30 protein-coding genes and 1 tRNA gene are annotated in these 25,200 nt (G+C 68.5%); 11 read left to right on the top strand and 20 right to left on the bottom strand.

The features are described 5' to 3' along the window. Positions 1-19 precede the first annotated feature (19 nt). From aztD to aztB, 4 genes are read right to left on the bottom strand one after another with little or no spacing between them, the layout of a single operon-like run. Positions 20-1,222, bottom strand: a complete 1,203-nt coding sequence (gene aztD, locus ABXS86_RS14180; RefSeq protein ID WP_353664894.1) for a zinc metallochaperone AztD — start codon at positions 1,220-1,222, stop codon at positions 20-22. A 33-nt stretch (positions 1,223-1,255) separates the two neighbouring features. Then, positions 1,256-2,155: a zinc ABC transporter substrate-binding protein AztC gene (gene aztC / locus ABXS86_RS14175; protein ID WP_353664893.1), complete on the bottom strand. Its 900-nt coding sequence runs from the start codon at positions 2,153-2,155 to the stop codon at positions 1,256-1,258. A 1-nt stretch (position 2,156) separates the two neighbouring features. Further along, positions 2,157-3,365, bottom strand: a complete 1,209-nt coding sequence (locus ABXS86_RS14170) for an ABC transporter (RefSeq protein WP_353664892.1) — start codon at positions 3,363-3,365, stop codon at positions 2,157-2,159. A 13-nt stretch (positions 3,366-3,378) separates the two neighbouring features. Continuing rightward, positions 3,379-4,233 carry a zinc ABC transporter permease AztB gene (gene aztB, locus ABXS86_RS14165; protein WP_353664891.1) on the bottom strand — a complete coding sequence of 285 codons (855 nt, stop codon included), beginning with the start codon at positions 4,231-4,233 and terminating at the stop codon, positions 3,379-3,381. Positions 4,234-4,289: 56 nt separating this feature from the next. Between aztB and aztA the strand changes: the two genes are divergently transcribed. Beyond that, positions 4,290-4,940, top strand: a complete 651-nt coding sequence (gene aztA / locus ABXS86_RS14160) for a zinc ABC transporter ATP-binding protein AztA (protein ID WP_307213589.1) — start codon at positions 4,290-4,292, stop codon at positions 4,938-4,940. On the opposite strand, the gene ABXS86_RS14155 is transcribed toward aztA, so the two are convergent. Next, a complete protein-coding gene (locus tag ABXS86_RS14155; protein ID WP_307213591.1) occupies positions 4,912-5,340 on the bottom strand; it encodes a MarR family winged helix-turn-helix transcriptional regulator in 429 nt (142 codons plus the stop codon). The two genes, aztA and ABXS86_RS14155, sit on opposite strands and share 29 nt — an antisense overlap. A gap of 143 nt (positions 5,341-5,483) precedes the next feature. Here ABXS86_RS14155 and ABXS86_RS14150 point away from each other — a divergent pair, with 143 nt between their 5' ends. Then, positions 5,484-5,852 carry a hypothetical protein gene (locus ABXS86_RS14150; protein WP_353664890.1) on the top strand — a complete coding sequence of 123 codons (369 nt, stop codon included), beginning with the start codon at positions 5,484-5,486 and terminating at the stop codon, positions 5,850-5,852. A 115-nt stretch (positions 5,853-5,967) separates the two neighbouring features. Further along, the gene (locus tag ABXS86_RS14145) at positions 5,968-6,291 is read left to right on the top strand and encodes a hypothetical protein (RefSeq protein WP_307213594.1); all 324 of its coding nucleotides are present in this window, start codon (positions 5,968-5,970) and stop codon (positions 6,289-6,291) included. 7 nt (positions 6,292-6,298) lie between these two features. Here the strand turns inward: ABXS86_RS14145 and ABXS86_RS14140 are convergent, their stop codons facing one another. Further along, a complete protein-coding gene (locus tag ABXS86_RS14140) occupies positions 6,299-7,285 on the bottom strand; it encodes a helix-turn-helix transcriptional regulator (RefSeq protein WP_353664889.1) in 987 nt (328 codons plus the stop codon). A 97-nt stretch (positions 7,286-7,382) separates the two neighbouring features. On the opposite strand from ABXS86_RS14140, the gene ABXS86_RS14135 reads away from it, so the two are divergent. Next, positions 7,383-7,835: a VOC family protein gene (locus ABXS86_RS14135; RefSeq protein WP_144832554.1), complete on the top strand. Its 453-nt coding sequence runs from the start codon at positions 7,383-7,385 to the stop codon at positions 7,833-7,835. 61 nt (positions 7,836-7,896) lie between these two features. Here ABXS86_RS14135 and ABXS86_RS14130 read toward each other — a convergent pair. The 3 genes from ABXS86_RS14130 to ABXS86_RS14120 form a co-directional block, all read right to left on the bottom strand. Beyond that, positions 7,897-7,981: transfer RNA gene (locus ABXS86_RS14130), tRNA-Tyr, on the bottom strand. A gap of 91 nt (positions 7,982-8,072) precedes the next feature. Continuing rightward, positions 8,073-8,954 carry a PfkB family carbohydrate kinase gene (locus tag ABXS86_RS14125; RefSeq protein ID WP_353664888.1) on the bottom strand — a complete coding sequence of 294 codons (882 nt, stop codon included), beginning with the start codon at positions 8,952-8,954 and terminating at the stop codon, positions 8,073-8,075. Then, complete coding sequence (locus ABXS86_RS14120; RefSeq protein WP_307213602.1) at positions 8,951-9,451, bottom strand: FBP domain-containing protein; 501 nt, start codon at positions 9,449-9,451, stop codon at positions 8,951-8,953. Before ABXS86_RS14120 ends, ABXS86_RS14125 begins: the two co-directional genes overlap by 4 nt. Positions 9,452-9,546: 95 nt before the next feature. Here ABXS86_RS14120 and ABXS86_RS14115 point away from each other — a divergent pair, with 95 nt between their 5' ends. After that, positions 9,547-10,035: a YajQ family cyclic di-GMP-binding protein gene (locus ABXS86_RS14115; protein WP_144832507.1), complete on the top strand. Its 489-nt coding sequence runs from the start codon at positions 9,547-9,549 to the stop codon at positions 10,033-10,035. On the opposite strand, the gene ABXS86_RS14110 is transcribed toward ABXS86_RS14115, so the two are convergent. From ABXS86_RS14110 to ABXS86_RS14080, 7 genes are all read right to left on the bottom strand, one after another. Beyond that, entirely contained in the window at positions 10,026-10,373 is a 348-nt protein-coding gene (locus ABXS86_RS14110; protein ID WP_353666251.1) for a tyrosine-type recombinase/integrase, read from the bottom strand. The genes ABXS86_RS14115 and ABXS86_RS14110 overlap by 10 nt on opposite strands. Positions 10,374-11,835: 1,462 nt before the next feature. After that, a complete protein-coding gene (locus tag ABXS86_RS14105) occupies positions 11,836-12,561 on the bottom strand; it encodes a hypothetical protein (RefSeq protein WP_353664887.1) in 726 nt (241 codons plus the stop codon). Positions 12,562-12,852: 291 nt separating this feature from the next. Beyond that, the gene (locus ABXS86_RS14100) at positions 12,853-13,176 is read right to left on the bottom strand and encodes a hypothetical protein (RefSeq protein ID WP_353664886.1); all 324 of its coding nucleotides are present in this window, start codon (positions 13,174-13,176) and stop codon (positions 12,853-12,855) included. A gap of 213 nt (positions 13,177-13,389) precedes the next feature. Further along, the gene (locus tag ABXS86_RS14095; protein WP_353664885.1) at positions 13,390-14,019 is read right to left on the bottom strand and encodes a DUF1345 domain-containing protein; all 630 of its coding nucleotides are present in this window, start codon (positions 14,017-14,019) and stop codon (positions 13,390-13,392) included. A gap of 48 nt (positions 14,020-14,067) precedes the next feature. After that, on the bottom strand, positions 14,068-15,087 hold the full coding sequence (locus ABXS86_RS14090) for a helix-turn-helix transcriptional regulator (RefSeq protein WP_353664884.1): 1,020 nt from the start codon (positions 15,085-15,087) through the stop codon (positions 14,068-14,070). 67 nt (positions 15,088-15,154) lie between these two features. Beyond that, entirely contained in the window at positions 15,155-15,451 is a 297-nt protein-coding gene (locus ABXS86_RS14085) for an ATP-dependent DNA ligase (RefSeq protein WP_409988222.1), read from the bottom strand. 217 nt (positions 15,452-15,668) lie between these two features. Then, positions 15,669-16,589 carry a helix-turn-helix transcriptional regulator gene (locus ABXS86_RS14080; protein ID WP_353664882.1) on the bottom strand — a complete coding sequence of 307 codons (921 nt, stop codon included), beginning with the start codon at positions 16,587-16,589 and terminating at the stop codon, positions 15,669-15,671. 246 nt (positions 16,590-16,835) lie between these two features. Between ABXS86_RS14080 and ABXS86_RS14075 the strand changes: the two genes are divergently transcribed. The 3 genes from ABXS86_RS14075 to ABXS86_RS14065 are packed head-to-tail and all read left to right on the top strand — an operon-like array spanning position 16,836 to position 19,620. Then, entirely contained in the window at positions 16,836-17,987 is a 1,152-nt protein-coding gene (locus ABXS86_RS14075; RefSeq protein WP_353664881.1) for a glutathione-independent formaldehyde dehydrogenase, read from the top strand. After that, positions 17,984-18,454, top strand: a complete 471-nt coding sequence (locus ABXS86_RS14070; RefSeq protein WP_353664880.1) for a hypothetical protein — start codon at positions 17,984-17,986, stop codon at positions 18,452-18,454. Before ABXS86_RS14075 ends, ABXS86_RS14070 begins: the two co-directional genes overlap by 4 nt. Before the next feature lie 35 nt (positions 18,455-18,489). Beyond that, a complete protein-coding gene (locus tag ABXS86_RS14065; RefSeq protein WP_353664879.1) occupies positions 18,490-19,620 on the top strand; it encodes a zinc-dependent alcohol dehydrogenase in 1,131 nt (376 codons plus the stop codon). A gap of 467 nt (positions 19,621-20,087) precedes the next feature. Here ABXS86_RS14065 and ABXS86_RS14060 read toward each other — a convergent pair whose 3' ends face one another. Further along, positions 20,088-20,366, bottom strand: a complete 279-nt coding sequence (locus ABXS86_RS14060) for a hypothetical protein (RefSeq protein ID WP_353664878.1) — start codon at positions 20,364-20,366, stop codon at positions 20,088-20,090. A 97-nt stretch (positions 20,367-20,463) separates the two neighbouring features. Here ABXS86_RS14060 and ABXS86_RS14055 point away from each other — a divergent pair, with 97 nt between their 5' ends. Next, positions 20,464-20,595, top strand: coding sequence for a hypothetical protein (locus ABXS86_RS14055; RefSeq protein ID WP_307213622.1), 132 nt, complete (start codon positions 20,464-20,466; stop codon positions 20,593-20,595). A 607-nt stretch (positions 20,596-21,202) separates the two neighbouring features. Here the strand turns inward: ABXS86_RS14055 and ABXS86_RS14050 are convergent. After that, positions 21,203-21,610, bottom strand: a complete 408-nt coding sequence (locus ABXS86_RS14050) for a hypothetical protein (protein WP_353664877.1) — start codon at positions 21,608-21,610, stop codon at positions 21,203-21,205. A 60-nt stretch (positions 21,611-21,670) separates the two neighbouring features. Continuing rightward, positions 21,671-22,261, bottom strand: a complete 591-nt coding sequence (locus ABXS86_RS14045; RefSeq protein ID WP_353664876.1) for a 2'-5' RNA ligase family protein — start codon at positions 22,259-22,261, stop codon at positions 21,671-21,673. A 533-nt stretch (positions 22,262-22,794) separates the two neighbouring features. Here ABXS86_RS14045 and ABXS86_RS14040 point away from each other — a divergent pair. Together ABXS86_RS14040 and ABXS86_RS14035 are read left to right on the top strand one after the other, a co-directional pair. Beyond that, on the top strand, positions 22,795-23,916 hold the full coding sequence (locus ABXS86_RS14040; protein ID WP_353664875.1) for a YihY/virulence factor BrkB family protein: 1,122 nt from the start codon (positions 22,795-22,797) through the stop codon (positions 23,914-23,916). Positions 23,917-23,986: 70 nt separating this feature from the next. After that, the gene (locus ABXS86_RS14035; protein ID WP_353664874.1) at positions 23,987-24,628 is read left to right on the top strand and encodes a dihydrofolate reductase family protein; all 642 of its coding nucleotides are present in this window, start codon (positions 23,987-23,989) and stop codon (positions 24,626-24,628) included. 161 nt (positions 24,629-24,789) lie between these two features. On the opposite strand, the gene arr is transcribed toward ABXS86_RS14035, so the two are convergent. Continuing rightward, positions 24,790-25,197, bottom strand: coding sequence for an NAD(+)--rifampin ADP-ribosyltransferase (arr, locus tag ABXS86_RS14030; RefSeq protein ID WP_307213636.1), 408 nt, complete (start codon positions 25,195-25,197; stop codon positions 24,790-24,792). Between the last annotated feature and the right edge of the window lie 3 nt (positions 25,198-25,200).

Raw genomic sequence — 25,200 nt, 5'->3', positions numbered from 1 at the left:
CCCGTGCGGGAGCGAGCGCTTACTTCGTCAGCGCGATCTCATTCGGCGTCTGCTCGAGCGTCGCGCTCTTCACGATCTGGCCGGTGGTGAGGTCGACCGCGTGCACGGCGTTCTTCGCCGGCTCGGTCACGTAGGCGAGATCACCCGAGACCTTGATCGCGGGGTGGGCGTCCTGCCACTCGACCGGTCCCTCCCACGGATCGATCACGGCGAAGGCGTCGGTGAACTCCCCCGTCGCGGGATCGAGCACGTGGATCGCCCCGTCGGATGCCAGCACGTAGGCGAGATCGCCGGGACCCCGGGCCACGTCGCGGAAGGTGTATTCCGCCCCCGCGGGCATGTCGACCACGCGCTGGGTCTTCGCGGCGGTGTCGATCAGCGCGAGGCGGTGCAGCAGGTAGCCCTCGGCGTCGCGGTCGTCCTTGTAGTCGCCGACGATGAGCGCACTGTTCTCGCTCACGTAGGCGTTGCCCATGCGGCCGTAGGGCTGGTCGGGGGCGGTGAGCTTCGTGAAGGTGCCGGCGTCGTAGACGAGGGCGCCGTCCTCGCAGCCGAACACGACGACCTCGTCTTTGGCGGTGCCTTCGCCGTGCACACCGGGGCAGTCGCTGCTCTCGGCGATGGGGGCACCGGAGGCGTCCTTCGCCACCACGCCGTTGCGGCCGTCGGCGTTGCCCACCGTGGTGAGGAAGGTGCCGTCCTCGAGCACGATCGAGACGCCGTGGTGCGCCTCGACGCCCGGGATGGTCTCGACTTCGGGAAGCTCGTCGGCGGATGCCAAGAGCGCGTCGGTGTCGAAGATGGTCGAGTCGCTCGTGCCGTCGGCGTAGAGCACCGTCTTTCCGCCGTGGGTGACGACGTGGCCGGGCTTGGCCGCCTCGAACACCAGGTCGGTGAGCTCAGGGGCGGTCGTCGAGGTGCCGGCATCGAGCACCTGGAAGCCCGCGCTCGTGGTGACCATGACGTGCCGCCCGTCGCCAGCCGCGTTCAGGCGGGTGAACTCCTCCGAGGGGAGGTCGGCGACGGTCTCGAGGGTGTCGCCGTCGAGCACGACGATGCCGCCGGGGTACGACAGGGCGACGCGGGTGGCGGTGTCGGTCGCCGGGCTCGACGCCGGGGCGGCCGACCCGGGGCCGGTTCCGCCGGCGCACGCCGACAGGGTGACGGTCGCGCCGATCGCGAGGGCGACCAGGCCCGCGCGGGGCAGGGAGAAGCTGCGCATTCGTGTCTCTTTCTTCAGGTGGGGTGGGTCTCGTCAGGGTGAGAGCCCGGTGGCGATGCGCTGCGTGTTCACGCGCATCATGGTCAGGTAGTCGGGGGCGTCGCCGCTCGCGTCGGTGAGCGACTCGGTGAACAGCTCGGTTACGACGACGTCGCGGTCGGCCTCGTCGGCGAGGGCCCGCACGAGGCGGTCGGGCGAGGAGCTCTCGGCGAACACCGTCGGCACGCCCGCCTCGTCGATCGCCGCCACGAGGTCGGCGAGGTCGCTCGCGCTGGGGGCGGCGAGGGTCGTCCCTCCCGGGATCACCGCTCCGACGAGGCGGAAGTCGAAGCGCTCGGCGAGGTAGCCGAACACGTGGTGGTTGGTGACGAGGGCGCGTCGGTCCGCCGGGATCGCCGCGAACGTCGCGGTCATGTCGGCATCCAGGGCCTCCAGCTGCGCGCGGTAGTCGGCGGACCGCGTGGTGACGGCCGGGTCGCCGAGCTTCTCGAGGGCCGGGCTGAGCCGGTCGACGACGGCGATCATCTGCGCGGGGTCGGTCCAGAAATGCGGGTCGTCGGCTCCTTCGGCATCCGTCGACGTGTACGGCAGCACGCGTACGGCATCCCCGGCCACGACCGTCTCGACCCCGGCGGCCGCAGCGGCGTCGAGGTGCTGCTGCAGTCCCTCCTCGAGTCCGAGCCCGTTGGTCACGAGCAGGTCGGCCGAGCGCATCCGCGCGGCTTCGGCCGCGGAGATCTCGAACGAGTGCGGGTCGCTGCCGGGCCGCATCAGGGTCAGCACCTCGATGTCGTCGCCGACCAGCTGCGAGACGACATCGCCGAGGATGTTCGTCGACACGACGACGAGAGGGCGGTCGGATGCCGTGCCCCCGGCGCATCCGGCGAGGATCAGGGTGACGGCGGCGAGGGCCGCGACGGCGAAGCGGCGCACCTCAGCGCCCCGTCTCGGCGGCGAAGAGCGGGGTCCGCGACGGCGTGAACTCCCGCGCGATGCGCGCGCCGTCGGCGAAGTCGACCTCCCACAGGCGACCCTCGGCGGGTCCGTTCAGGTAGGCCCGCTGCTGGTCGGCGATGAGCGACACGGGTTCGGCCGCGGCGAGGCTCGCGCCGACCAGCGCCGGCGTCTGCGCCCGCAGCTCCCCCGTTGCACCGTCGAGCACCAGCACGCGCCCGTCGGCGGTGAGGGCGAGGAGGTTCTGCGCCCTGTCGTCGACCGCGGTCGCCTGCACCACCGGCTCCGGGGTCGGCACGAGCGTCCACGACCGCTCCCGGGTGTCGAGCATCCAGACGCCCGCTTCGCCGGCGACGGCGGCGACAGTCGGCCGGCCCTCGCGATTCGCGAGGGCGGTGGCGCGCGGCGCGGTCGCGCCGTCGGGGTAGGGGATGCGTTCGACGACGGGGACGGCCTCGGCGACCGTGACCAGGAGCGCCCCGTCGCGGCATCCGATCACCGCTCCGACCCGGGTGGTGATCGTGCCCCTCGGCTCGATGCACGGAACACTCGTCCCGATCTCCTCACCGTCGGCGGCGTGCAGGGTCACCTCGTCGCCCGCGGCGATAGCCGCGAACGACCCCGCCGGCACGACTATGCCCGCCCCGGCCGCGCGCTCGAGACGGAACCGCTCGACGATCTCGCCCGCCGAGAGCGCCTCGGTGTCGAGCAGCACCGCCTCGCCGGAACCGGGGAAGAACACCCCCGTGCCGCCGGTCGTCGAGGAGTTCGAGGTCACGACCGTGGCGACCCCCTCCCCCGCGACCTCGCCCAAGACACGAGTCGGCGCGCGGTAATAGTGGAAGTGGTCGACGTGATCCCACGTCCACACTCCGCTGTCGACGATCGAGAGCCCTTCCGCATCCGCGGCGAACAGGTAGCGACCGTCGGAGTGCACCGTCTCCGGCGCACGCACCCGTCCGAGCTCGGTGGTCGTCTCGTCGAGCAGGTCGAGGTGCGACACGTGTCCGTCGCCGTCGATCGTGGTCAGACCGAGAGCGGGCTCGGCGAGTTCGGACGCGCCGGCGATCGCTCCGTGCGTGTCGACCGGTTCGGCGGCGGGGCCGTCGACGGGGGCCGCGCAGCCGGTCAGGGCGAGCGCGCCGAGGAGGCCGACGGCGGGGAGGCGTCGGAAGAAGAGGTGGGGCATGGGGCTTTCCGGATCAGGCGGACGAGAGGACGAGGGATGCCGTGCGGCGGCGCATCGCCACGATGACGGCGCGGACGGCCCACGAGAGCCCGGCGGCGGCGATCGCGGTGGCGGCGATGGTGGCGCCGGCGGCGGTGGCCGCATGCCACGACACGACGAGGCCCACGGCGACGGCGGCCGTGCCGATCACCGCGGCGAGCACCATGGTCGATCCGAGGCGCGTGGCCCACTGCCGCGCGGCCACCGCGGGAGCGACGAGCAGTCCCACCACGAGCAGCGACCCGACCGCCTGGTACGAGGCGACCACCGCGAGGGTGACGAGACCGACCAGCACGGTCTGGGCGAGTCGCGGCGCGAGGCCCAGCACGCGCGCGACGCGTTCGTCGACGGCGAGCGCGACCAGCGACCGGTGGGCCAGGGCCGCCGCCCCCACCCCGATCACGACCGCGATGGCGAGCACGACGAGGTCGTCGACGCCGATCGCCAGGATGTCGCCGAAGAGGATCGCCGTGGCATCCGTCGCGAAGCTCCCGGCGTGCGAGATGACGATGACGCCGAGAGCGAGCATGCCGACGAACAGCAGGCCGATGCTCGTGTCGTACGAGAGCTTCGCCCGTCTGCGCAGCGCGCCGATGCCGAGGCTCATGGCGACGGCGCTCGCCGCGGCGCCCAGCAGCACGGGCAGCCCGAGAACGGTCGCCAGAGCCACGCCGGGCAGCATCCCGTGGGCGAGCGCCTCACCGAGAAACGCCATCCCCCGCACGACGACCCAGGTGCCGGCGACGGCGCACAGGATCGCCACGAGCGTGCCGCCGAGCATCGCCCGTTGGACGAACTCCAGGGCGAACGGATCGGTGAGCGCGGTCATGGTGCTCGACCGTAGCGTTAAGTGAGAACGATTCTCAAACTCATATGATGGATGCCATGATCTCTCACGCCCTGGTCGGCACAGACCTCCGCGCCGACTACGGCGGCATCGCCGCGCTCGCAGGGGTCGACGCCCAGATCCCCGAGGCCGCCCTCACCGTGATCGTCGGACCCAACGGGGCGGGCAAGTCGACGCTGCTCGAGATCCTCGCGGGAGCGCGGCCGCCGGCATCCGGAACCGTTGACGCCGGACCCCGGTCGCGAGCCTTCGTGCCCCAGCGCGCCGCCGTCGCCGACGACCTCCCCCTCACCGTGCGCGACGTGGTCGTCGTGGGTGCGTGGGGCGGCGCCGGACTGCTCCGACGGGTCACCGGCGCACAGCGTCAAGCGGTGGATGGCGCGATGCTCAGGCTCGACATCGTGGATCTCGCCCGGCACCCGTTCTCGAGCCTGTCGGGTGGCCAGCGCCAGCGTGCCCTGCTCGCCCAGGGCCTGGCGCGCACCGCCGACATCCTGCTGCTCGACGAGCCGACGACGGGGCTCGACGCCGCCAGCGCAGCCTTGAACCACAGGGCGATCGCCGACGAGGTCGCGCGCGGGGTCGCCGTGGTCTGCGTCAGCCATGACGACCGACTGATCTCGTCAGCGGATCAGGTGATCCGCATCGAGGCGGGGCGACTCACGCCCGCGAGCGCACCCGCTCCGTGATGCGACGGAGCAGCTCGGCCGCTGCCCGCGAGCTCTCGACCGGCTCCGCGGCCACGGCCCGCTCCACCCGACGGGGGAAGCTGCGCAACGCGGACCAGGGCTCGGCGTCGAGATCGATCTGCAGGTAGATGTGGTTGACGCGGCGATCTTCAGCGTCGAGTTCGCGGCGCAACAGGCCGCGGCCGATGAGCCGATCGACCAGTGTCGTGACCCCCGCGGCCGTCACCCCGAGGTGACCGCGCAGATTCGAGGGGCGGATGCCGGGTTCTTCACCGATGCACCGGAGCGCTTCGGCCTCGAGCTCGCTCACTCCGAGGTCGATCCGCGCTTTCGCGATGCTCTCGTCGCGCACCGCGACGTATTCGTCCAGCGCCTGCATCAGAACAGAGGTGTGTGCCACTGTCACCACCTCCTCAGCGTAGCCCGGCCGGCCACAACCCCACCTTAGTGAAGATCTCGAATATTTTGCGAAGTTAATTAATCCCGTTAAATTTCTGGTACCTTAGCGATTAGCCCGACCGACCCCGACTGAAGGAGATCGTCATGGCAAAGCTTTACTACGGTTCTGACATCGCTCCCATTGCCCTGCCCGACCGTCTGATGGGTTACATCAAGGTCATCACGTCGACGAAACTCCGTCGCGGAGAATCGTTCACGCTGACGTGGACCGGCACCACCGAGGAGCCCGGCCGCTCGACCATCTGGCTGCAGCCGGCCATCCCCCTGCGTTTCGTCTTCGACTCCGTCGAGCCGGAGCAGCTCGTCGGCGACTACCTCCGCAGCCTGGCCGACCAGGCCAACGCCGCGTCGGGTCTCGTCATCGACACCCGCACGTGGGAATCCGCCGAAGAGGCGACCCGCACTCCGGTGCGCTCCGCGCGCCCGGTCGGCCGCTCGGTCCTCGCCGCCTGATAGCACGAATGACGCCCGCTCGCCAGAATGGCGCAGCGGGCTTCATACTGGTCGGACGCGTGACGCTCACGCGCCTGGATCGGAGACGCTCGTGCCCGTACGCACGCTGATCGACATGGCACTTCTCGACGCATGGCTCGCGGAGTTCCGGGCGATGGGCTACCTCACCGGCAGCGACATCCGCGTTCTGGAACGTGACGACGAGACCGACCCCGACACCGGGCTCATCGTCGTCGACCTGAGCGAGGCGAAGACGATCACCTATCTCCAGCCGATCGCCGGCGGCGACGGCAGCTGGAAGGCGACGATGGAAGCCCGCGAGGCCACCATCGAGCTCGGCTGCGTCGAACTGGTCAACCTCGGCAACGAGCTCAACGTGCTCGGCGCCCTCGTCTCGTTCCTCGAGACGAAGTCGAAGGCGTTGCTCGCGGCGAGCTGAGCTGCGATCACGGCGCCGCCGACACCGTCGTCGCCCGATATTGTTCGGCGACCGTCTCGAAGGCCGCAGCCAGTTCGGGTGGGCCCACCACGTGCATCGCGGCCTCGAACCGACCGAACGATGCCGCCAACGCGCCCCACGACCACGACCCCGACTCGAGGGCGCAGTGCCCCTCGTCGACGGCGGTCACGGTTCCGTCCCCCGCGAACGGCAGCACCTCGTGCGCCGGGAGGTCGAGGATCACGGTGCCGCGGCAGGGCCACTCGTTCACGTCCGACCCCTTGAAGCGCGCGGAGACGAATTCTTCGACGTCGCCGCCGGGCACGGCGCGCGGGGTGAAGCGGGGCCCGTTCGGCGTGCGCGGCCGGACGCGGTCGACGCTGTAGAGACGCCAGTCCTCGCGATCGAGATCCCATCCGAGCAGGTACCACCGACCGTTCGAGGCCACCACGCGCACGGGCTCGCAGCGACGCGCGGGCCCGAAGGCCGGGCCATCGTCCACGGCGCCGCGGGGCGGATAGTCGAACCGCAGCACCTCCTGTGCGCGGGTCGCCTGCGCCAGGGTGACGAGCACGTCGAGCGAAAGCGGCATGGGCGCTGCGTCACCCGCGCCCCGGACCGTCGTGACCTTCAGCGCGTCGAGGCGGCGACGCAGACGCTCCGGCATCACCTGCCGAATCGTCCCCAGCGCTCTGCTCGCGGCTTCCTCGATGCCGGCGCCGATCGCGGGGAGGGTCTGTAGGGCGAGGGCCACCGCCACCGTCTGATCATCGTCGAACAGCAGGGGTGGCAGGTCGTCACCGGGCCCGAGGCGATATCCCCCGTCGGGGCCCATCGTCGCCTGGATCGCGTATCCCATCTCGCGCAGCCGCTCGATGTCGCGTCGCACCGTCCGATCGCTCGTGCCGAGCCGCACGGCCAGAAGCGAGCCGGGCCAGTCGCGCCGGGTCTGCAGCAGCGACAGCAGGGCGAGCAGTCGGGCGGTGGTGGTCATGCGATTCACGCTACGCGGGGTCTAGGACAGAAACGCGCCTATACGGGTGGGACTCTTCCTGTATCGGGCCACCCGGGCCCACTCGGACAGGAGCATCATGACCATTCAGACGACCACGCACCTCAACTTCCGCGGTGACGCCCGTGCGGCGCTGGAGTTCTACCAGAGCGTCTTCGGCGGGCACCTCGTCGTCAACACCTACGCCGACTTCGGCATGCCGGCCGAGGTCCCGGGCTCCGACAAGGTCGTCTTCGGCCTCGTCGCCGGCGAGAACGGCTTCCGCGTGATGGGCTACGACGTCCCGGGCCTGACCGACGGACCGATCGTCGGCGGAGGCTCCACCCGTCGCGAGAACGGCACGACCGTCACCGACCAGGCGGTGTTCGTCTCCCTCAGCGCGGACACCCTCGAAGAACTGCAGGGCCACTGGGACGCCCTGGCCGTCGGCGCCGTCGTGGTCGAGCCGCTGGCCGCCTCGGCGTGGAGCGCAGGGTTCGGCATGCTCACCGATCGCTTCGGCGTGACGTGGAGCATCAGCGTCTCCGCCTGAGCCCCAGACGAATCCCGCGGGAACGAGAAAAGGGCACCCGATTTGGGTGCCCTTTTCTTCGTGGTGGCGAGTGAGGGATTCGAACCCCCGAATGCAATGCAGTCTGATTTACAGTCAGATCCCTTTGGCCGCTTGGGTAACTCGCCAGGTGCGCACCCGTCCGGCTTGTTCAGTCGACCGGAGGCGCGATAGACCACTCTACTATCCCGCGGGCGATGCTCGAAACCATCGCCGACCTCACTCCGGCGTGCGCAGCAGAGCACCCTCGTGGCGGCAGGTCGCGGCCGCGACGTCCATGGCGCGCGAGAGCACGGCATCCCACTCCCCCGCATCCGCGGGCAGCCGGTCGCGCACGAGCGCGGCGGTGGTGGCGAGCACGGCGTCGCCCCCGCCCATGGTGTCGATGATGCGTCCGGGCAGGTCGGAGATGCCCCGCGAGACGGTCGTCGCACCCGCGTCGATCGCGGCCCCACCGGCGCCGTACGTCGCGAGCACGGCCTCGACGCCCAGGCCGACGAGCTTCTTCCGCAGGTCGTCGAGCGGCGCGTCGTAGAGCAGCTGCGCGTCGTCTTCGCCGACCTTCACGAGAAGGGCACCGGATGCCGCCTTCTCGAACCCGCGCACGAACTCGTCGCGGTCGCGCAACATGCCGCTGCGGGGGTTGGGGTCGATCGCGAGCGGGGTCGACGCGGATGCCGTGACCTCGACCAGCAGCGCGGTCTGGTCCGCGTCGTCGAAGGGGAAGCAGCTGACCACGACCATGGGAGCCGCGGCAATAGCTGCACGTTCGGCCTCGCCGTACGCCACACGGCGGTTCTGGGCGGCCTCGTTGAAGACATAGACGGGCTCGCCCTCGGGCGAACGCGTGCTCACCGCGCGCGACGACCCGTGCGGCGCGGGACTCGCGAGCAGTTCGACGTCGTACTCGGCGAGGAAGGAGCGGATCTGCTCTCCCGCCGCATCGTCCCCGACCATCGCGATGAGCGTGGCCGGAACGCCGAGCCGCGAGAGCCCCACGGCGACGTTGAGTGCGGCCCCGCCGACGAACTCGCGCACGCCGGTGTCGTCGCGGATCTCGTCGATGAGCGCGTCACCGATGACGACCACGCGTGCGGTCATCGCGACACCTCGGCGGCGTCGAGCACACGGGCGACGAACTCCTCGGTGCGGCGCTTCGCGCCGTCGATCTTGCGGTCGACGCTCGCACGGATCTCGCTGGGCGCGAGAGGGGCGGCGAGGCGCACGGTCTCGTGGCACGACATGTCGGCGCAGATGTACGTGCCCACGGTGTCGCCGTGCTCGCCGGCGGTGCCGGCCTTGCGCGCGGTGAACAGCGCGACCTGGTCACCGGGCTGCATCGTGTGGCAGAGGTTGCACATCGCCGAGCGCGCCCGCGACTGTCCGTCGGCCGCGCGCAGCACGATCGCCGCGGGCTCACCCTCGTGCTCGGCGACGATGTAGCCGCGTCCGCGGGTGCGAGGGTCGCGCCACGCGAGGAAGTCCAGGTGATCCCAGTCGGTCAAGACGAAGTCGTGGGGCAGGCTCATGACCCGCAGTTCCTCGGGTGCGGCGTTGACGAACGCGTCGCGGACCTCGTCTTCGGTGAGTGCTCGCATGGCATCCGAGTCTACGAGCGCCCGGACCACCCGGGGCGGGCCCGACCGCGATGTCCAGGGGGTGCGCGAGCGAACCTCCCGAATAGAATCGAGCCATGGCTGATTCTTCGTTCGACATCGTCTCCAAGATCGACCGGCAGGAAGCCGACAACGCGCTCAACCAGGCGCACAAAGAGGTCGAACAGCGCTACGACTTCAAGGGCACCGACGCCTCCATCGCCTGGAGCGGCGACTCGATCGTCATCAAGGCGAACTCGGAAGAGCGCGCGAACGCCGTGCTCGACGTGTTCCAGACCAAGCTCATCAAGCGCGGTATCTCGCTGAAGAGCCTCGATGCGGGCGAGCCAGTGCCGAGCGGCAAGGAGTACCGCATCACCTCGACTCTCAAAGAGGGCATCTCGCAAGAAGACGCCAAGAAGGTGAACAAGATCATCCGCGACGAGGGCCCCAAGGGCGTCAAGTCGCAGATCCAGGGCGACGAGCTGCGCGTGCAGTCGAAGTCGCGCGACGACCTTCAGGAAGTCCAGCGCATCCTCAAGGCCGCCGACCTCGACGTCGACCTGCAGTTCACCAACTACCGGTAAGCACCCCCGCTGACCTGGGATTTTCTTCCGACAGTCCGCGGGGAGTCCGCAAGAGCGGCGATCGAGGCCATGAGGTCGGCGGTCGCCGCTCTTGTTTTGTCCTCCGCGGACGGCCAGAGATGCGCGTATGTGTTGAGCGTGATCGACGGTTGAGCGTGGCCGAGGGCGCGCTGCACGGTCACGACATCGCACCCGGATGCGATGAGATTCGACGCGAAGGTGTGACGCAGCGTGTGCAGCGTGACGCCGAAGGGGAGGCCCGCTCGAGCGCGTATGCCTCGCCACGCCTCGCCGGCGTTGTTGCGTTGGTACAGGTCACCCCGCAGCGTACGGAACATCTGAGCTTCGGGCGCGGTGAGGCGGGTCGCCGACTGGCCCACGAGCACGGTCACCGCAACGGGCGGCATCAAGCAGCTGGTCGAGTTCCCCGATCAGCGACGATGAGTTCTGCGGCGAGGCTGGCGAGGACGTAGGGCGGGATGGTCAGATCGCCATCGTCGAACTCGATGGTCGCCTGCCAGAGGGGCTCGTCGTAGCCGGCGGGCTCGAGGTGGATGGAGCCTTTGGCGTGGACGAGTCCGACAACGACAAGACCTGTGTCCCTTTCGCCTCTCTAGGTCTCAGTCAGCTCACATCCTGGGATTTAGGCGCCCGCTGTGCGAGAGTCGGACGACGCGAATCGGGCGGGGGCCTCAACATGCGGAATGTAATAGGGCGGATTTTGAGTTTCGCGGGGGCAACGGGTCTAGTCCTGGCGCTGGGGACGACGGCGGTCGCCGTCGCAGCCCCGGGTGATGGCTACGCCTCATGGAACGTGGACGGAGCCCGCAACGCTTTCTCGGGATCGGTTGAGCTCCCTTTGGGCTTCCCCACGACGTCGTTCGTGTCTGATTCGCGGGCGGTCGACGTGTCCGGCGGGGCGTCCTCCTGGCTCCCGGAGGGAACGCCGTTCGCCGACGAATTCGGCCAGAGCCAAGGCCGTCCTTATATCTCAATCGCTCCCGCGGCGAACAACGCCGCCTTCCCTTCTACGACTACGTTCGTTTTCGACGAACCAGCACCCGCCGGCACATGGGGGATCAACCTGGGCGATATCGACGCCGAAACGGTGACGATCAGCGCAACTGTCGGAACACGAGCGGCGACAGTCACGGAGATCGGGCTGCAAGACGCCTACAACTACTGCGACGCCTCTCCGCGCGCCTCGACCTGCTCAGGTCTGCCCGCAACGGGCAACGTCGTCCCGACGGTAAGCGACGACGGGACGACCATCACCGTTGCGGACCTCGCCTGCCCAACCGACCCCGATCGGTGCAACACCACGGGCGAGGCACTGTGGCTCATGCCGACGGCAGAGTTGTCCTCGCTGACCGTGACCTCCGCCTGGAAGAGAGGGATCCCGGCGCTACAGGTGTGGTTTGCGACGCTCGCCGATCGCATCGACGGGACAATCCTCGCGAACTGCGCTGGCGCGCTCCCCGGTGCAGTCGAGCTCACGGTGGACGGGGAGAACGTCGTGGCCACCGCTTCCGTCACATCGACGGGCTCTTTCGCATTTGACAACGTCATTCAGCGCGACGACTACCTGCTGCAAGCAGCATCCGCGACCACCCCGCCGGGCGTCGTCGTCTCGACGGCTGGGGGCGATCTGACCGTCCCTGGGTCAGCGGATCTCACCGCCACGGCGTCCTTTACCGTCTCAGGCACCGTGGCCGGCCCGGCCGACCTCATTGCCGGCCGCGTCGTCCGCCTCACCGGCGGCAGCGTCGCTGAAGAGACCACGACGGATGTGAACGGGGCCTACGCCTTCCCGGGCATCCTGCCGGGCCAATACCAAGTCGCTGTTGATGCGGTAGACGGCACCCAGGTATCGCCGCCGTCACGCGCAGTCACGGTCGGCTGCGCCGCGGCGACGGTCGACCCCATCTCCGTAGCGGCGCCGAGTCCGTCGCCCACCGCGTCACCGCGCCCCACCCCGACGCCCACCGCGTCACCCAGCCCTACCGTCACGCCGAGCCCCACTCCGACGCCCACTGCGTCGCCCAGCCCTACGACCACACCGACCGCGTCACCCAGCCCCACACCGACGCCCACCGCGTCGCCCAGCCCTACGGCCACACCGACCGCGTCACCCAGCCCCACACCGACGCCCACCGCGTCGCCCAGCCCTACGGCCACACCGACCGCGTCACCCAGCCCCACACCGACGCCCACCGCGTCGCCCAGCCCTACCGTCACGCCGAGCCCCACTCCGACGCCCACTGCGTCGCCCAGCCCTACGACCACACCGACCGCGTCACCCAGCCCCACACCGACGCCCAGCCTGACGGCCACACCCAGCCCCACCGGGACCCCCACCAGTGGTCCCCCGGAGAACCCCGGCGCGGGTGGAGGTCCGGGTTCCGACCCCACCCCGACAGATATGGCACCGGCACCGGCACCGGCGGCGACGCCGCCGGGTTCGGACGGCTCTCGCAATCCGGGCTCGCCGAACTCGTCCCTACCCTCGACTGGGGCGGAGAGCACGATCGTCGGCCTATGGGCTGGCGTCACACTTGCGGTGTTGGGAGCACTTGTCCACTTCGTTGCACAGGACCGCAAAAAGCGACGCACCTGATCGCGGAGTGCACCGAGCACGGGAGTTACGGGATACTGACCGCGTGGACCATCTCCCCATTCGAACGACCGCCGACGACCTAGCGGAGGTTCTTCGACTGGCAACGCTCGCATTCGATGACTCCGTGCAGGGCACGGGTTCAGCCTATGAAGCGAGAATGAGGCCCATCCTGGACGATCTGTTTGAACAGGTGCATCGGCTCATCGAGGAGCGGACGGACCGACTGGCAGTCCACAGCCAGTAGTGCCGTGCGCGGGCGCCGCGCGACGTCGAGCACCGTCAGCGGTCCACATCGCGGCGCCGGGGATCTCGGCGACGATCGCAGCGACGAGGGCGGCAGAATACTTGTCGTCGTAGTAGCCCGCCCACCTGCCCGCCTCCATCGCAAGGATGTCGGCGCGATCGCCCGCGGCCGTGAGCAGGTCGGCGATCACGGGGGCGGTGTCGTGGTCGTACCGATGTCGCGAGCAGATCGCTGAGAGCTGCACGCCGAGGAGCACGTCGGGGTGCAAAGGTCGTGACACGCGGTGGACGCTACGCGACACGTCCGACATCGTCGCCATCGGACAATGCGGTAACCGTTCGTCACGGGTACTCGCCTGATCAACAGCAAGACGGCGAAATCGACGAGGGCACGTCCATAGGAATCTGGCCCCTCGCTTCGTGCTCGGTCCGAGATCGGCCGGAACTGGCTTCTGCGAAGCCACTGCGGCAGCCACAACGTGGACGTGGCCTCATCATCCTCCCTGGGTGAGGCCAGTGATCAGGTTGATGGCGACCGCAACCACGAAAGTGCCGAAGAAATACGACAGAAGAGCATGACCCATCGCGATGCGCCGCGAGGGGGTCGACGACTGCGTGACGTTGCTCGCGTTGTACGCCATTCCAATCGAGAATGCCGTGTACGCGAAATCGCTGTAGGCCGGGTCCTCGTCTTGATCGAAGTCGAAGCGGTGCCCCTCGTCGAGGTAATACATCCGGGCATACTTGAAGGCGTAGACGGTGTTCACGAGGGCCCATGCCGCTACAACCCCCACGACGGCGAGGATGGCGGCCGCCGCGCCGACGACATCCCCCTGCTGACTGCGGATGAGGGCGAACACCACCAGCACGGCGCTCAGAAGGGTCGCCGCGATGATGAGTGCGTCGACCAGCTTGCGGGAGCGGTGTTCATGGCGCGCAAGGGAGCGCGTGCGTCTGCTGTCCGCGGGCCATGCCCTGGACCAGGCCCAGGTCAAGAACACGCCGGAGGCGACGACCCAGCCCACCAGGGGCGACAGTTCGGGTACCCCAAGGACGAGGGCAACCACGGCAGCCCCCAGGCCGACTAGCGCGGCGACGACGGCCTTCAGGGCGAGATGCGACATGCGGAGTCCTTCGTTGGGTGGATGTGACGGGAGTCCCTTGCCTGGCGGTCACCCCGCGCGGATTCCAGCGACCGGGACGTACAGGCCGGCCCGCTCTGCGCGCACGGCGGCAAGCGCGCGCGAGGTGGCATCCAATTTCACGAGGATGTGTTCGAGGTGAGTGGCGATCGTCCGGGGCGATACCACGAGCGCGCGCGCGATCTCGAGGTTGGAACATCCCTCGATGACGTGCCCCAAGACCTCGAGTTCTCGGGCCGTCAGTCCGCGCAGATCGTTCGGGGACGACAGGATGAGCGCGCCGCAGGCCACTGCCTTGAGGTCGGATTCGCCGGCCAGCACCGTCACACGGACCAGATCGTGCAGTGCTCGCCCTGTGCCGCCTCGCCACAGGAAAGTGGCGAAGGTGCGGCCCTCCGCGATGACGTCGCGCGCGGCGCCGACGAGGAGGGAATCGGACGCGAGCAGACAGTGGTCGGGCAGGCCCGGAAGAGGCGCGACGGCGTCCCCGGGGAGGATGACGACGCCGGCGCCGGCGTCGCGGACGATCACCGTCGAGGCGGCGAGTGAGCGCACGGGGTCGATCCCGGAGGCGACGTGAGGGACGAGTCGAGTCAGCTCGCGCCGGAGGGCCGGCGACGGGGGGTCGGCGCGCCGGAAGAGCACCGTCATGAATCCCACGTGGCGTCCACCGTCTTCGAACAGCGCGACGAACAGCGCTTCGTGGAAGCCGGCGGGAAGCAGGCACTCGGCCCAGGTTTGCAAGTCCTGCGCCGCGTACGGCAGATCGGACAGGCTGAGCGGCGGTCGGTCGCGGTTGGCCCCGGTCAGGTCGATGTCGTGCGCCATCCTCGGTCCGCTGAGGTAGCGCAGGCTCGACCCGTCGAGGTCGGTGCTCGCCAGGGAGGTGTATCCCGAGCCGTCCGGCTCGGCCAGCGCCATCCAGGCGCCGTCGAACGGCAGGCGTAGCTGCAGCTCGTCGAGCAGGGCCTGAGCCCGCTCGTGCGCCGTGCCCGGTCGCGCGGCGATCTCGGCGAGTTCGAGCGCGGCGTCGCGGAACACGAGGGTCACCTGTCCATCGTTCTGCGGCGGCCTCAGCCGAGACGACGCCCGGCGTCGCGACCCGCACGCGGAGACCTCATGACCCGACTCGTGGAACGGCCGCGATCGGCGTCGTCGAGCAGTCGGTGACGGCATCGGGCTCCCGAACGATGTAAAGACCCCGTGAGGAGTTGGCGGTGTAGGTCAGGGCGTGAATCCACGCCGGGTTGATCTGCGGCTGCCGGCTGCCGTGGTACTTGAACTGCAGAGAGGCGTGCGGGTGGATGTAGACGCTCGTCCGGCCGCCACCGGTCGACATGTCGTCCTTCCACGTGAAGGTGAACGACTCTCCCCGTCGCACCTTGCCCACCATCACGATCTGCAGGTGCGCCAACAATCGATCCTCGACGTCCACTTTCCCTGTGGAGTCGTAGATGAACTTGCCCATCTCGACCGTCCAGTCCGGCGCCCGACGTGCCCTCGGCGAGAGTCGTGACACCGGCGCGCCCTGTGCCGACAGACTCGGACGATGTCCGGCCACCCCGCACCCCCGTTGCGGGCGCTCCGCGCCCGTGGGATAGTACGCCCGCGTAAAAGGGACGATTCGCCCGTCAGCGTCTCAGGTCGTCCCGCGGGGTGCGGCCGAATTCGCGCGTGTAGTGCATCGTGAATCGGCTGGGGGAGGCGTAGCCCCATGCCCGTGCCGTCTGTGCGACCGTCGCCGTGCCCGGTTGTGCGGCGCGGAGGGCCGCGCGGGCGTTGTTCAGGCGTACGGTGCGCAGGTAGACGGAGGGTGCACCCAGATCATCCCGGGCGAACGCCTCTTGCAGGGTACGAAGAGAACATCCCAGGTGGCGGGCGACTCCGGGCATAGTGAGAGGCTCATGCGCGTGCGAATCCATGTATGACTTCGCACGTGCGACGAGGGGAGCCATTCTGCTCTCCCCTCGACCCGGCGCGGTGCCGAGGTTGGTCGGGAAGGCCAGGAGTGTCGCCACGAGCAGCGACCGTCGGATCTCGGCCTCGATGAGAGGAGCGTCCTGCCCGTCCAATTCCGCCAGGAGGGCATGGGCGCCGCGGAAGGTGGCCCGCCAGTAGTCACGGAGCGCGGGCGTCCGCGGACGGTAATCGCTCATCTCGACGACGACGGCGTCATCCGCGGCGACCGATCGCAGGTACTCGGTCGCGACCGCCATGTCGATCGTGCTGCCGCGCACCGACACCGAGCGCCAGCTCATGTCGATGGGCTCGAACGGACACAGGAACGGGCCGTCCAGGGGAAGACCGTCTCGACCGACGGTTCCGTCAAGGTCGGCACCGGCGAAGTCCGCCACTGTCAGTTCGTTGTGCAACTGGGCGTTCACGGCCGTCGCTCCCGTGAGGCTGTACGCGATGGTCCCACCACCCTCGAAGGTCTTGACGCTCGAGCGGAAGCGGTACTGGGAAGGGTCGATCCGCCCGTTGACTGCTCCGGGGCACATCACCTCCCAGGCGGCGAGGGCGTCTTCGACGGATTCGCTCACAGTGGTCACCGAGCGCACCGTCATGACGTCCCCGTTCGAGCCTGCGAACGCTGCGCCTCCCGCAGCACGACTCCATCTTCGTTTTCCACGATCGCTCGCGCCAGCCCACCGCACGCGGCACCGCCCCACGCACTCTGCGCCGAATAGGTCGTTCTGCCGATGGTGCTCTCACCGCCCGCGGAGTGACATGGAGCTCTGCCGCGATCGAACGGCCGCGGCCCGTCCCCGGACGGATGACCACGTGAGGAGTCGACGATGAAAGCAGTCGTTTACGAGGGACCGCGGACGGTCTCGGTGCAGGACGTCCCGGACGCCCGCATCGAGCGCCCCACCGACTTCCTGGTCCGGATCACCACGACCAACATCTGCGGATCCGATCTGCACATGTACGAGGGTCGGACCAGCTTCGAGACGGGGCGATGGTTCGGCCACGAGAACATGGGCGAAGTGATCGAGGTCGGCGACGGCGTCGACAAGGTGAAGGTCGGCGATCACGTCGTGCTGCCGTTCAACGTGGCGTGCGGACACTGCAAGAACTGCGAGCGGGGTCTGACCAACTACTGCCTCACCGCCCAGCCCGTCCCGGATTTTGCGGGTGCAGCGTACGGTTTCGCCGACATGGGCCCGTGGGCCGGTGGGCAGGCCGAGTTGCTCCGAGTGCCGTGGGGGGACTTCAACTGTCTTCGGTTGGGCGAGGATGCCGAGGAGAAGTCCAGCGACTACGTGATGCTCGCCGACATCTTTCCCACCGGCTACCACGCCACCGAGATGGCGGGCGTGAAGCCGGGGGACCAGACGGTCATATACGGCGCCGGGCCGGTCGGTCTGATGGCGGCGCTGTCGGCGACCATTCGCGGCGCGAGCAAGGTGATGGTGGTCGACCGGCATCCGGACCGACTCCGTCTGGCGGAATCCATCGGAGCGATCGCGATCGACGACTCGCAGGTCGACCCCGTCGAAGCGGTGTTGGAGATGACGATGGGCCTGGGCGCCGACAACGGATGCGAATGCGTCGGCTATCAGGCGCATGAGCCCGCCGGCAACGAGCAGCCGAACCTCACTCTGAACCGTCTCGTGCGATCGGTGCGCTTCACCGGCCGCATCGGAACGGTCGGTGTGTTCGTGCCGCAGGACCCCGGGGCCGCCGACGAGCTGGCGAAGCAGGGGCAGATCGCATTCGACATCGGTCTTCACTGGTTCAAGGGTCAGACGATGGGCACCGGTCAGGCGCCGGTGAAGAAGTACAACCGGCAGCTTCGCGACCTCATCGCCGCGGGCAAGGCGACGCCGTCGTTCATCGTCAGCCACGAACTGTCGCTCGAGGAGGCGCCCGACGCGTACGAGCACTTCGACAAGCGCGACGACGGCTGGACGAAGGTCGTGCTCAAGCCCGGAAAGGCGGCGTGATCATGGCGGGCAAAGCGGCCGCGGCCGTCGGAATCGGAGTCGCGTCCCTCGCGGCGGGACTTATCGCGCGGAACCTGGTGAAGAAGGAACGCGAGTCGGATGGCGACGGCGAGCACCCCGAAGGGTGGAAGGCGGTCACGGTCCTCGGCGATGCAGACGGCTTCGCCAGCGAGGGGTACCCCGAGCCGCTTCACCGAGTGGCGGAGTCGCTGGAGATCCGGGTGCAACCTGCCCCCGGCGACAAGGGCTTCGAGGTGCATGCTCGCGTGCGGGAGGGTAGCGAGCTCGCCGGGGAGAAGGATCCGGGCGCACAGCTTCGTACAGCCCTCCGGGATGCGAAGCAATTCTTCGAGACGGGAGAGGTCCTGCGCTCGACCCCCCGACCGCACGGAGAGCGTCCGCCCACCCTCCTCGGCGGAGCGGTCGACAAGGCGGAGGACGAAGCGAAGGGCGAGGGTGTGCTGTGAAGGCTCTGTGCTGGACCGGGGTGAACGAGCTCTCCGTGGAGACGGTCGACGATCCCGGCATCCTGAACTCCCAGGACGCCATCGTGAGAGTGATCCTCAGCACCACGTGCGGATCGGATCTGCACCTGCTCGGCGGGTATGTGCCCACCATGCGCGCCGGCGACGTACTGGGGCACGAGTTCCTCGGCGAGATCGTCGAGGTCGGATCCGCCGTGACGAAGCACAAGGTCGGGGACCGGGTGGTGGTGTGCTCGTTCATCAGCTGCGGGAAGTGCTGGTACTGCCGCAACGAGCTGTTCTCGCTGTGCGACAACGGCAACCCGAACGCCGGCATCCCCGAGATGCTGTGGGGCCAGGCGCCCGGTGGGTGTTACGGGTACTCGCACGCACTCGGCGGGTGGGCGGGCAGTCACGCCGAGTACATCCGTGTGCCCTACGCCGACCAGGGTGCCTTTCCCGTTCCGGAGGGGGTGTCCGACGAACGCGCGCTCTTCGCCTCGGATGCCGCCCCGACGGGGTGGATGGGAGCGGACCTCGGTGGCGTGAAGCCGGGCGACACCGTCGCGGTCTGGGGAGCCGGAGGGGTGGGCCAGATGGCGGCGCGGGCTTCCTTGCTGCTCGGAGCGGAGCGGGTCATCGTGATCGATCGCTTCCAGGAACGCCTCACGCAGGTGGAGCAGGTCATCGGTGCGGAGACGATGAACTACGAGACGAGAGAGGTCACGGCCGAGCTGCGTGAGCTGACGGGCGGGCGGGGCCCCGACGTCTGCATCGAAGCGGTGGGGATGGAGGCCCACCGCGACGGGCCCGACTTCGCCTACGACCAGCTGAAGCAGCAGTTGCGCCTGCAGACCGACCGTCCGACTGCGGTGCGCGAGGCGATCTTCGCGGCGCGCAAAGGCGGCAGCGTCTTCGTGCTCGGCGTCTTTGGTGGGTTTGTAGACAAGTTCCCTTTGGGGGCCGTAATGAACAAGGGGCTCACCCTGCGTTCAGCTCAGCAGCACGGGCACCGGTACATCCCGATGCTGCTTGAACGGATGGCGCGGGACGAGCTCGTCACCGAGCACCTCGCGACGCACGTCATGTCGCTCGACGAGGGACCCCAGGGATATGCGATGTTCAAGCGAAAGGCCGACGGATGCGTGAGAGCGGTCTTCCGACTCTGACAACTCGAGACCGCCTCTCCTAGAAAACTTGTCGTGCCGCGGAGGCGGTCTCGATGCGGTGGGCAACTAACTGCCAGGACAACGGCGCAGTAGAGGTAGCTGGTGACGTTGCCGGTGGTGTTGCGAAGCGCCCTCTCGTCGTCGTAGTTCTGCCATTCCCAATCCCTGAACTGCCGGGCCCATAATCAGTCGTGGCAGACGCATGCTCCTTCGATTTTGGCGCCGCGCAGCGGTTCGCGATCCTCGACGTCGCTGCAATGGTTCGCGAGCAAGGCCGAATTCTCGATGGGCTGACGGCCCAGGAAGCTGCGGAGCGTGCGTATCGTCCAGGCGGCCCATCCTTCGATGCGCTTGTCAAGCTTGCGATTGCCCGGGGGCGCCAGGACGCGCCCTGACGAGTGGCACCGGTTGACGAGTTGGAGCGTCTAGGCCTATCTCCGACCACCCAGCCCGGAGCCGGCGGCGCACTACGCGCTCTGCTGTTGCCTGAGCTGCAGGTCGAAATCGCGATCACCTCGTGGCGCCCGGGGGCCTGGGCCGACCCGAAGCAGGTAAACGCATGCCACCCGCCAGACTGCCAACCTGACCGAATACATACGAGGGTCGCCTGCCGCCGCTCCCCGCGTGACAATCCAGCGGCCGCTGTTCTGCGGGACTCCGCCGCGGTTGCGGAACATAGCGACAAGTATCAGTGCGCCGACGAACAAGAACAGTCCGGTCACCATCAGGCCGACGTACAGCTGCATGCCGCTGATCGTATCCGCGGAACCTGCGGGACCAGGAGCGCCGCCAACGTCGGCGCTCGTCGTACTTGAGATCACGGTCGACGCTATGTTGGCCAGCATGGTGCGCAACCCGCTTATCCCCTTCAGCATCTATGAAATCGCGGGCGCGGCCGCCGTGATCGTCATTGCTGCACTGATCACCGTGCTCGTCATCGCCCTCGTCCTGCGCCGCAAGTCCCGCGGCAAGTGAGTGACATCTCTGGCACACAGCTGCCCGCACCAGCAATGAAGTCAGCGGCGGAGGCAATTTTCGGATCTCGGCTAATCTCGCAGCATGAGGTGGCGCGAGTCGGACAGTATTGAGCGAATACTCCTCGTCGTCGATCTCGTCATCGACGCTGGAAAATGAAGCGACACAGCGCGGAGATCGAGCGACGTCGGCCATGAACGGCCGGCGATGGGCAGTCACAATCCTGGTCGGCGCCGTCGTGGTCGTGGGGCTGACGTTCGCGATCCAGTCGGCTGTCGTCGGAACGTTTTCGTGAAGGGCCCTCGGTCTGGTGGTGATCGGAACCCTTGCCGGGGTGTTCCTCTGGAAACAGCAGAAGCCGCGAGACGGCGACGAGTAAGTCCCTCCCTACCCGTCGCTACGTCGGCCCCGGCGACGAACACGGATCAGCTGGCCGATGCAGACGGCCGCGAGCAGCGCATTGCCCATCAGACCCAGTGCCGGCGCGGGCCCAGGCCCGTCGACAACGAGAGAGACGATGTGGCCCGACGCATACAGCGCCATGCACAGAAGCAGCACCGCCCAGAACCAGGACCTGTTGCCAACTTTGTCCAACCACTCCACGGCGTCAGTCCCTGTTCCTCATCCGCTGCAAACCCCAAATGAACCACGCCAAATCCATCAGCAAAAGGACACTCGCCCCGACGATGAGCGGAATTATCGGCTTTTCCATGGTCGCCGCGAGTATCAGCACGGCCGCGATCGCAACCGCTGATACGCCATGCAGGACCGTCGACCGCACGAGAGTCCGCCTGCGCCGGTCAGCGTCGGGCGGCTGAGTGATGTCCCGCATGCTCGCATCGTAGGCCCCAGCGTTGACCATCACCGGCACCACGGAATGCGACTCGACAGACTGACCCAGCACGGAGAGGGGCCCAGCGTCGGGGAACACCCGCTGCGCCCAGACACAGGGCGCAGCGCCCGGATGGGAGGCGCCGATCTGCGGCCAGTCCCGCCGGCAACGCTGCGGCGTCACCACCGGAGGGTTTTTCGCCTCCCCCTCCGACGGCCATTCCAAGCTACCTAGACCCGACTTTCATTGCCGCAACGGCAAAGTGTCGATGTGTTCTCCGTCGCCGTCGTACCAGACGAAGTCGACGGAGGAGACAAGCTCACACGGACGCGATGGAACCTCACGTCTACTCGCCTCCAGCTGCTCGGCCCAGGCCCGCTCGTCGAGCGAATGCGCGTATGCAAGTGACAGGTGAAAGATCCACTCTTCGAGCGAAAGTTCTCCAATGCGGCGAAAATTGGTCGCATCAAGGACCTCGGTCAGCCTCCGGTAGGCGCCCGTCAACGAACTCGTCCGCTCGAGACGGGCGACCAGCACCTGAAACGGCGGCGGGAACCCGTCGATCGCGTCGACACCCAACTCGATCGGCGGTTGCGAGCTGGCCCAGGAGGCGACGAACTCCCTGAGGACGTGCACGCGCTCCGGCTCGAAGAAACCGCGAAGCGTGACGTGCCCCGTGTTCGGGTGTGGCGTCCCATCCGGAAGCCGCGCCAAGACCTTGGACTGCTCGCTCCTGTAAAGGGCGGCCACAGACTCGTCCGGGCGCAGGACCACATACTGCTGGCCTTGGAGCGACTCCAACTGCACGGGTTCCGTCATGTACGGGGTGGACATCTGGCGCCTCCGGTCTCGCAAGTTAGCCGACGTTACCTGCCGCAACCACCTCATGTGTTGCTTGTTTCAGACGTCGCCCCACAAACCAGGCGCCGCCTCTGTCGGCTAGCCGATGGCCGCCTGACTTGAACTGCCAGCACGGGCCGAGCTCAGGCAGCACTTGGGGGGCTGGGGGTGTGGAGTACTGCCGCCAGTGGGTGGGGGCCGAAGCCGCCGGAGCCCGATCAGGATCAGCTGTTTCACCTTGAATTCAGACCTGCTCATACGCGCGACATGAGTCTTCAGGCTCGCCGGGACCTCCCACACCTCGTTCCGCTGCTGCGCGACGCCCCCATCTAGCCCACCGCGGGCAAGGGCACGCGCGTCGCGGCGACCCGAGCAGAGGGTCGACATCCCCCGGGCCTGGGGCGTTACCGCCGGTAGCCCCATCCCGGCAAGGGGCAGACGCGAAACGGCATCCGGCCCCCAGACTCCCGACGCGGCCGCGAACGACGCGGAGCGCAGAGACACGGGGCATCCCCGCGGGAGTCGAGATGGCCAAGCACACCCTGGAGCGGGACACCCGCACTGACGCCGACGATCCCGAAGACGGACGCAAGCCCGATTCACCCACCGACCTGCACGAGCGCTCGTGGAAATACGTGCTGCGCAAGACGCTGCGCGAGTTCAGCGCCGACCAGTGCACCGACGCTGCAGCCGCCCTCGTGTATTACGCCGTGCTCGCGCTGTTTCCGGCGCTGCTCGCGATCTTCTCGATCCTCGGCGTCGTCGGGCAGGGCGATGCCGCAGCGGAGGCCGTGATCGGCATCGTCCGCGACGTCGCGCCCAGCGCCGCCGACACGCTGGCCGGCCCCATCGAGCAGATCGCCGGTTCGCCGGCCGCCGGGTTCGCGCTCATCAGCGGAACGGTCCTCGCCCTGTGGTCCGCCTCCGGGTACGTCGGAGCTTTCAGCCGCGCGATGAACCGCATCTACGAGATCGACGAAGGTCGGCCGTTCTGGAAGCTGCGCCCGATGCAGCTGGTCGTGACCCTGATCGCCGTCGTCGCCCTCGTGCTCGTAGCCCTCGGACTCGTCATCAGCGGCCCCGTGACGACCGCGATCGGTGAGGCGCTCGGACTCGGCGAGGGCGTGCAGGTCGCCTGGGACATCGCGAAATGGCCGGTCATGCTCCTGGTCATCGTCTTCCTCGTGGCGGTGCTCTACTACGCCACCCCGAACGCCAAGCAGCCGAAGTTCCGGTGGCTGAGTCTCGGCGCGATCATCGCCATCGTGGTTCTGGCCGCCGCCACCGCCGGGTTCGGCTTCTACGTCGCCAACTTCTCGAACTACGACCGCACCTACGGCTCGCTCGCCGGCGTGATCGTCTTCCTGCTGTGGCTGTGGATCGCCAATCTCGCACTCCTCTTCGGCGCCGAGTTCGACGCGGAGCTCGAGCGGGGGCGTCAGCTTCAGGCCGGAATGGCCGCGGAGGCGGACATCCAGCTTCCGCCCCGGGACACCCGCCAGAGCGACAAGCGGGAGAAGAAGGAAGAGGCCGACATCGCCGAGGGACGCCGCATCCGCCGAGACGCCGGTCGCGACAAGGCCCCCGCGGCCGTCGCGCGCCCCGCGCCCCAACGTCGCCGACGCTGGTGGCAGCTGCGGCGCAAGTGAGGGCGCGCGGCTAGCATCGTCTCCGAACGCGCACCTCGGTTGCGCCTCCCCACCACCTTTGGAGCACGCCATGGCCGTCCGCGTCGATCTGAACATCTCGCTCGACGGGGTGGCGATGCCCGCCGACCCCACCCCCGAGAACCCGATGGGCGAGGACTGGGGCCGGCTCGTCGCCGATTACATGGCCACGAGGACGTTCCGCGAGCGCGTCTTCCGCGACACCTCCGGCGCGGGCACGACCGGCGTCGACGACCGCTACGCCGCCGGGTACTTCGAGGGCATCGGCGCCGAGGTGATGGGCGCGGCCATGTTCGGCCTGCACTCCTTCCCCGACGACCCCGACTGGCGCGGCTGGTGGGGAGACGAACCGCCCTTCGAGGTGCCGGTGATCGTGCTCACGCACCGCGAGCGCGCACCCATCACCTTCGCCAACGGCACGCGCTTCGAGTTCTCGTCGGAGAGCATCACGGATGCCGTGGCCCGGGCGACCGATCTCGCGAACGGCGCGGACGTGCGGGTCGGTGGTGGCCTGTCGACGGTGCGCTCCGCACTGGCTGCGGGTCTCGTCGACCGTCTGCACGTCGCCGTCCGCCCCGTGATCCTGGGGCGCGGCGGCCGCCTCTGGGACGACCTGCGCAACCTCGACGAGGACTACACCGTCACCTCGGAGGTCGCCGAGAGCGGCGTCGTGCACGTCACCTTCGCACGGTGAGTGCGGAGAACCCGGTGGAGCAGCCCCTCAACCCACTCACGTGCCCCACGTGCGGCGACCCGCTGCGGTTCGAGATCCTCGACGACGAGCGGTTCCTCGTCGCGTGGTCGTGCGTGAATTGCGGGCTGATCCGCACGACTGAGCCTGTGTGAGCAGACCCCTCAGTTGATGATCTCGGCGCTCTCGTCGCGCATCTCGGTGAGGCGGTGGCGCCACCAGGCCAGGGTCTCCGGCGTGAGGCGAGTCCAGTCGTCGCGCTCGGCGACGATGCGCAACGGAGCCGCCGAGCGGAACGAGCGCGTCGGGTTGCCGGGGAACTTCTTGTCGGTCACGTTCGGGTCGTCTTCGAACGGTCCCGTCGGCTCGACCTCGTAGACGCGCGGCGGGGCCTCGCCCGGGATGATCTCGGCGGCGAGACCCGCACCGTCGAGGCGCGAAGTGAAGTAGATGTGGTTCATCGTCACCTCGGGCCGGTAGTTCGACCGGAATCCGGGCATCAGCAGATCGCCCACCCGCAGGTCGGCCTTGGTGCCGTGGAAGAACGGTCCCTCGTCGAGCGGTTCGGCCATGCA

Origin of the sequence: Microbacterium sp. che218, assembly GCF_040436305.1 — a bacterium.
In the GTDB taxonomy this organism is placed as follows: domain Bacteria; phylum Actinomycetota; class Actinomycetes; order Actinomycetales; family Microbacteriaceae; genus Microbacterium; species Microbacterium algihabitans.
The sequence above is the reverse complement of the archived record's forward strand: the minus strand, read 5'-3'. Positions and strand labels throughout refer to the sequence as shown.

Coding starts and splice junctions, on each gene's coding strand:
- aztD (WP_353664894.1), bottom strand. CDS start 1,222: ATGCGCAGCTTCTCCCTGCCCCGCGCGGGCCTGGTCGCCCTCGCGATC.
- ABXS86_RS14170 (WP_353664892.1), bottom strand. CDS start 3,365: ATGCCCCACCTCTTCTTCCGACGCCTCCCCGCCGTCGGCCTCCTCGGC.
- aztB (WP_353664891.1), bottom strand. CDS start 4,233: ATGACCGCGCTCACCGATCCGTTCGCCCTGGAGTTCGTCCAACGGGCG.
- aztA (WP_307213589.1), top strand. CDS start 4,290: ATGATCTCTCACGCCCTGGTCGGCACAGACCTCCGCGCCGACTACGGC.
- ABXS86_RS14150 (WP_353664890.1), top strand. CDS start 5,484: ATGGCAAAGCTTTACTACGGTTCTGACATCGCTCCCATTGCCCTGCCC.
- ABXS86_RS14145 (WP_307213594.1), top strand. CDS start 5,968: ATGGCACTTCTCGACGCATGGCTCGCGGAGTTCCGGGCGATGGGCTAC.
- ABXS86_RS14140 (WP_353664889.1), bottom strand. CDS start 7,285: ATGACCACCACCGCCCGACTGCTCGCCCTGCTGTCGCTGCTGCAGACC.
- ABXS86_RS14135 (WP_144832554.1), top strand. CDS start 7,383: ATGACCATTCAGACGACCACGCACCTCAACTTCCGCGGTGACGCCCGT.
- ABXS86_RS14125 (WP_353664888.1), bottom strand. CDS start 8,954: ATGACCGCACGCGTGGTCGTCATCGGTGACGCGCTCATCGACGAGATC.
- ABXS86_RS14120 (WP_307213602.1), bottom strand. CDS start 9,451: ATGCGAGCACTCACCGAAGACGAGGTCCGCGACGCGTTCGTCAACGCC.
- ABXS86_RS14115 (WP_144832507.1), top strand. CDS start 9,547: ATGGCTGATTCTTCGTTCGACATCGTCTCCAAGATCGACCGGCAGGAA.
- ABXS86_RS14110 (WP_353666251.1), bottom strand. CDS start 10,373: ATGTTCCGTACGCTGCGGGGTGACCTGTACCAACGCAACAACGCCGGC.
- ABXS86_RS14095 (WP_353664885.1), bottom strand. CDS start 14,019: ATGTCGCATCTCGCCCTGAAGGCCGTCGTCGCCGCGCTAGTCGGCCTG.
- ABXS86_RS14075 (WP_353664881.1), top strand. CDS start 16,836: ATGAAAGCAGTCGTTTACGAGGGACCGCGGACGGTCTCGGTGCAGGAC.
- ABXS86_RS14060 (WP_353664878.1), bottom strand. CDS start 20,366: ATGCAGCTGTACGTCGGCCTGATGGTGACCGGACTGTTCTTGTTCGTC.
- ABXS86_RS14055 (WP_307213622.1), top strand. CDS start 20,464: ATGGTGCGCAACCCGCTTATCCCCTTCAGCATCTATGAAATCGCGGGC.
- ABXS86_RS14045 (WP_353664876.1), bottom strand. CDS start 22,261: ATGTCCACCCCGTACATGACGGAACCCGTGCAGTTGGAGTCGCTCCAA.
- ABXS86_RS14040 (WP_353664875.1), top strand. CDS start 22,795: ATGGCCAAGCACACCCTGGAGCGGGACACCCGCACTGACGCCGACGAT.
- ABXS86_RS14035 (WP_353664874.1), top strand. CDS start 23,987: ATGGCCGTCCGCGTCGATCTGAACATCTCGCTCGACGGGGTGGCGATG.
- arr (WP_307213636.1), bottom strand. CDS start 25,197: ATGGCCGAACCGCTCGACGAGGGACCGTTCTTCCACGGCACCAAGGCC.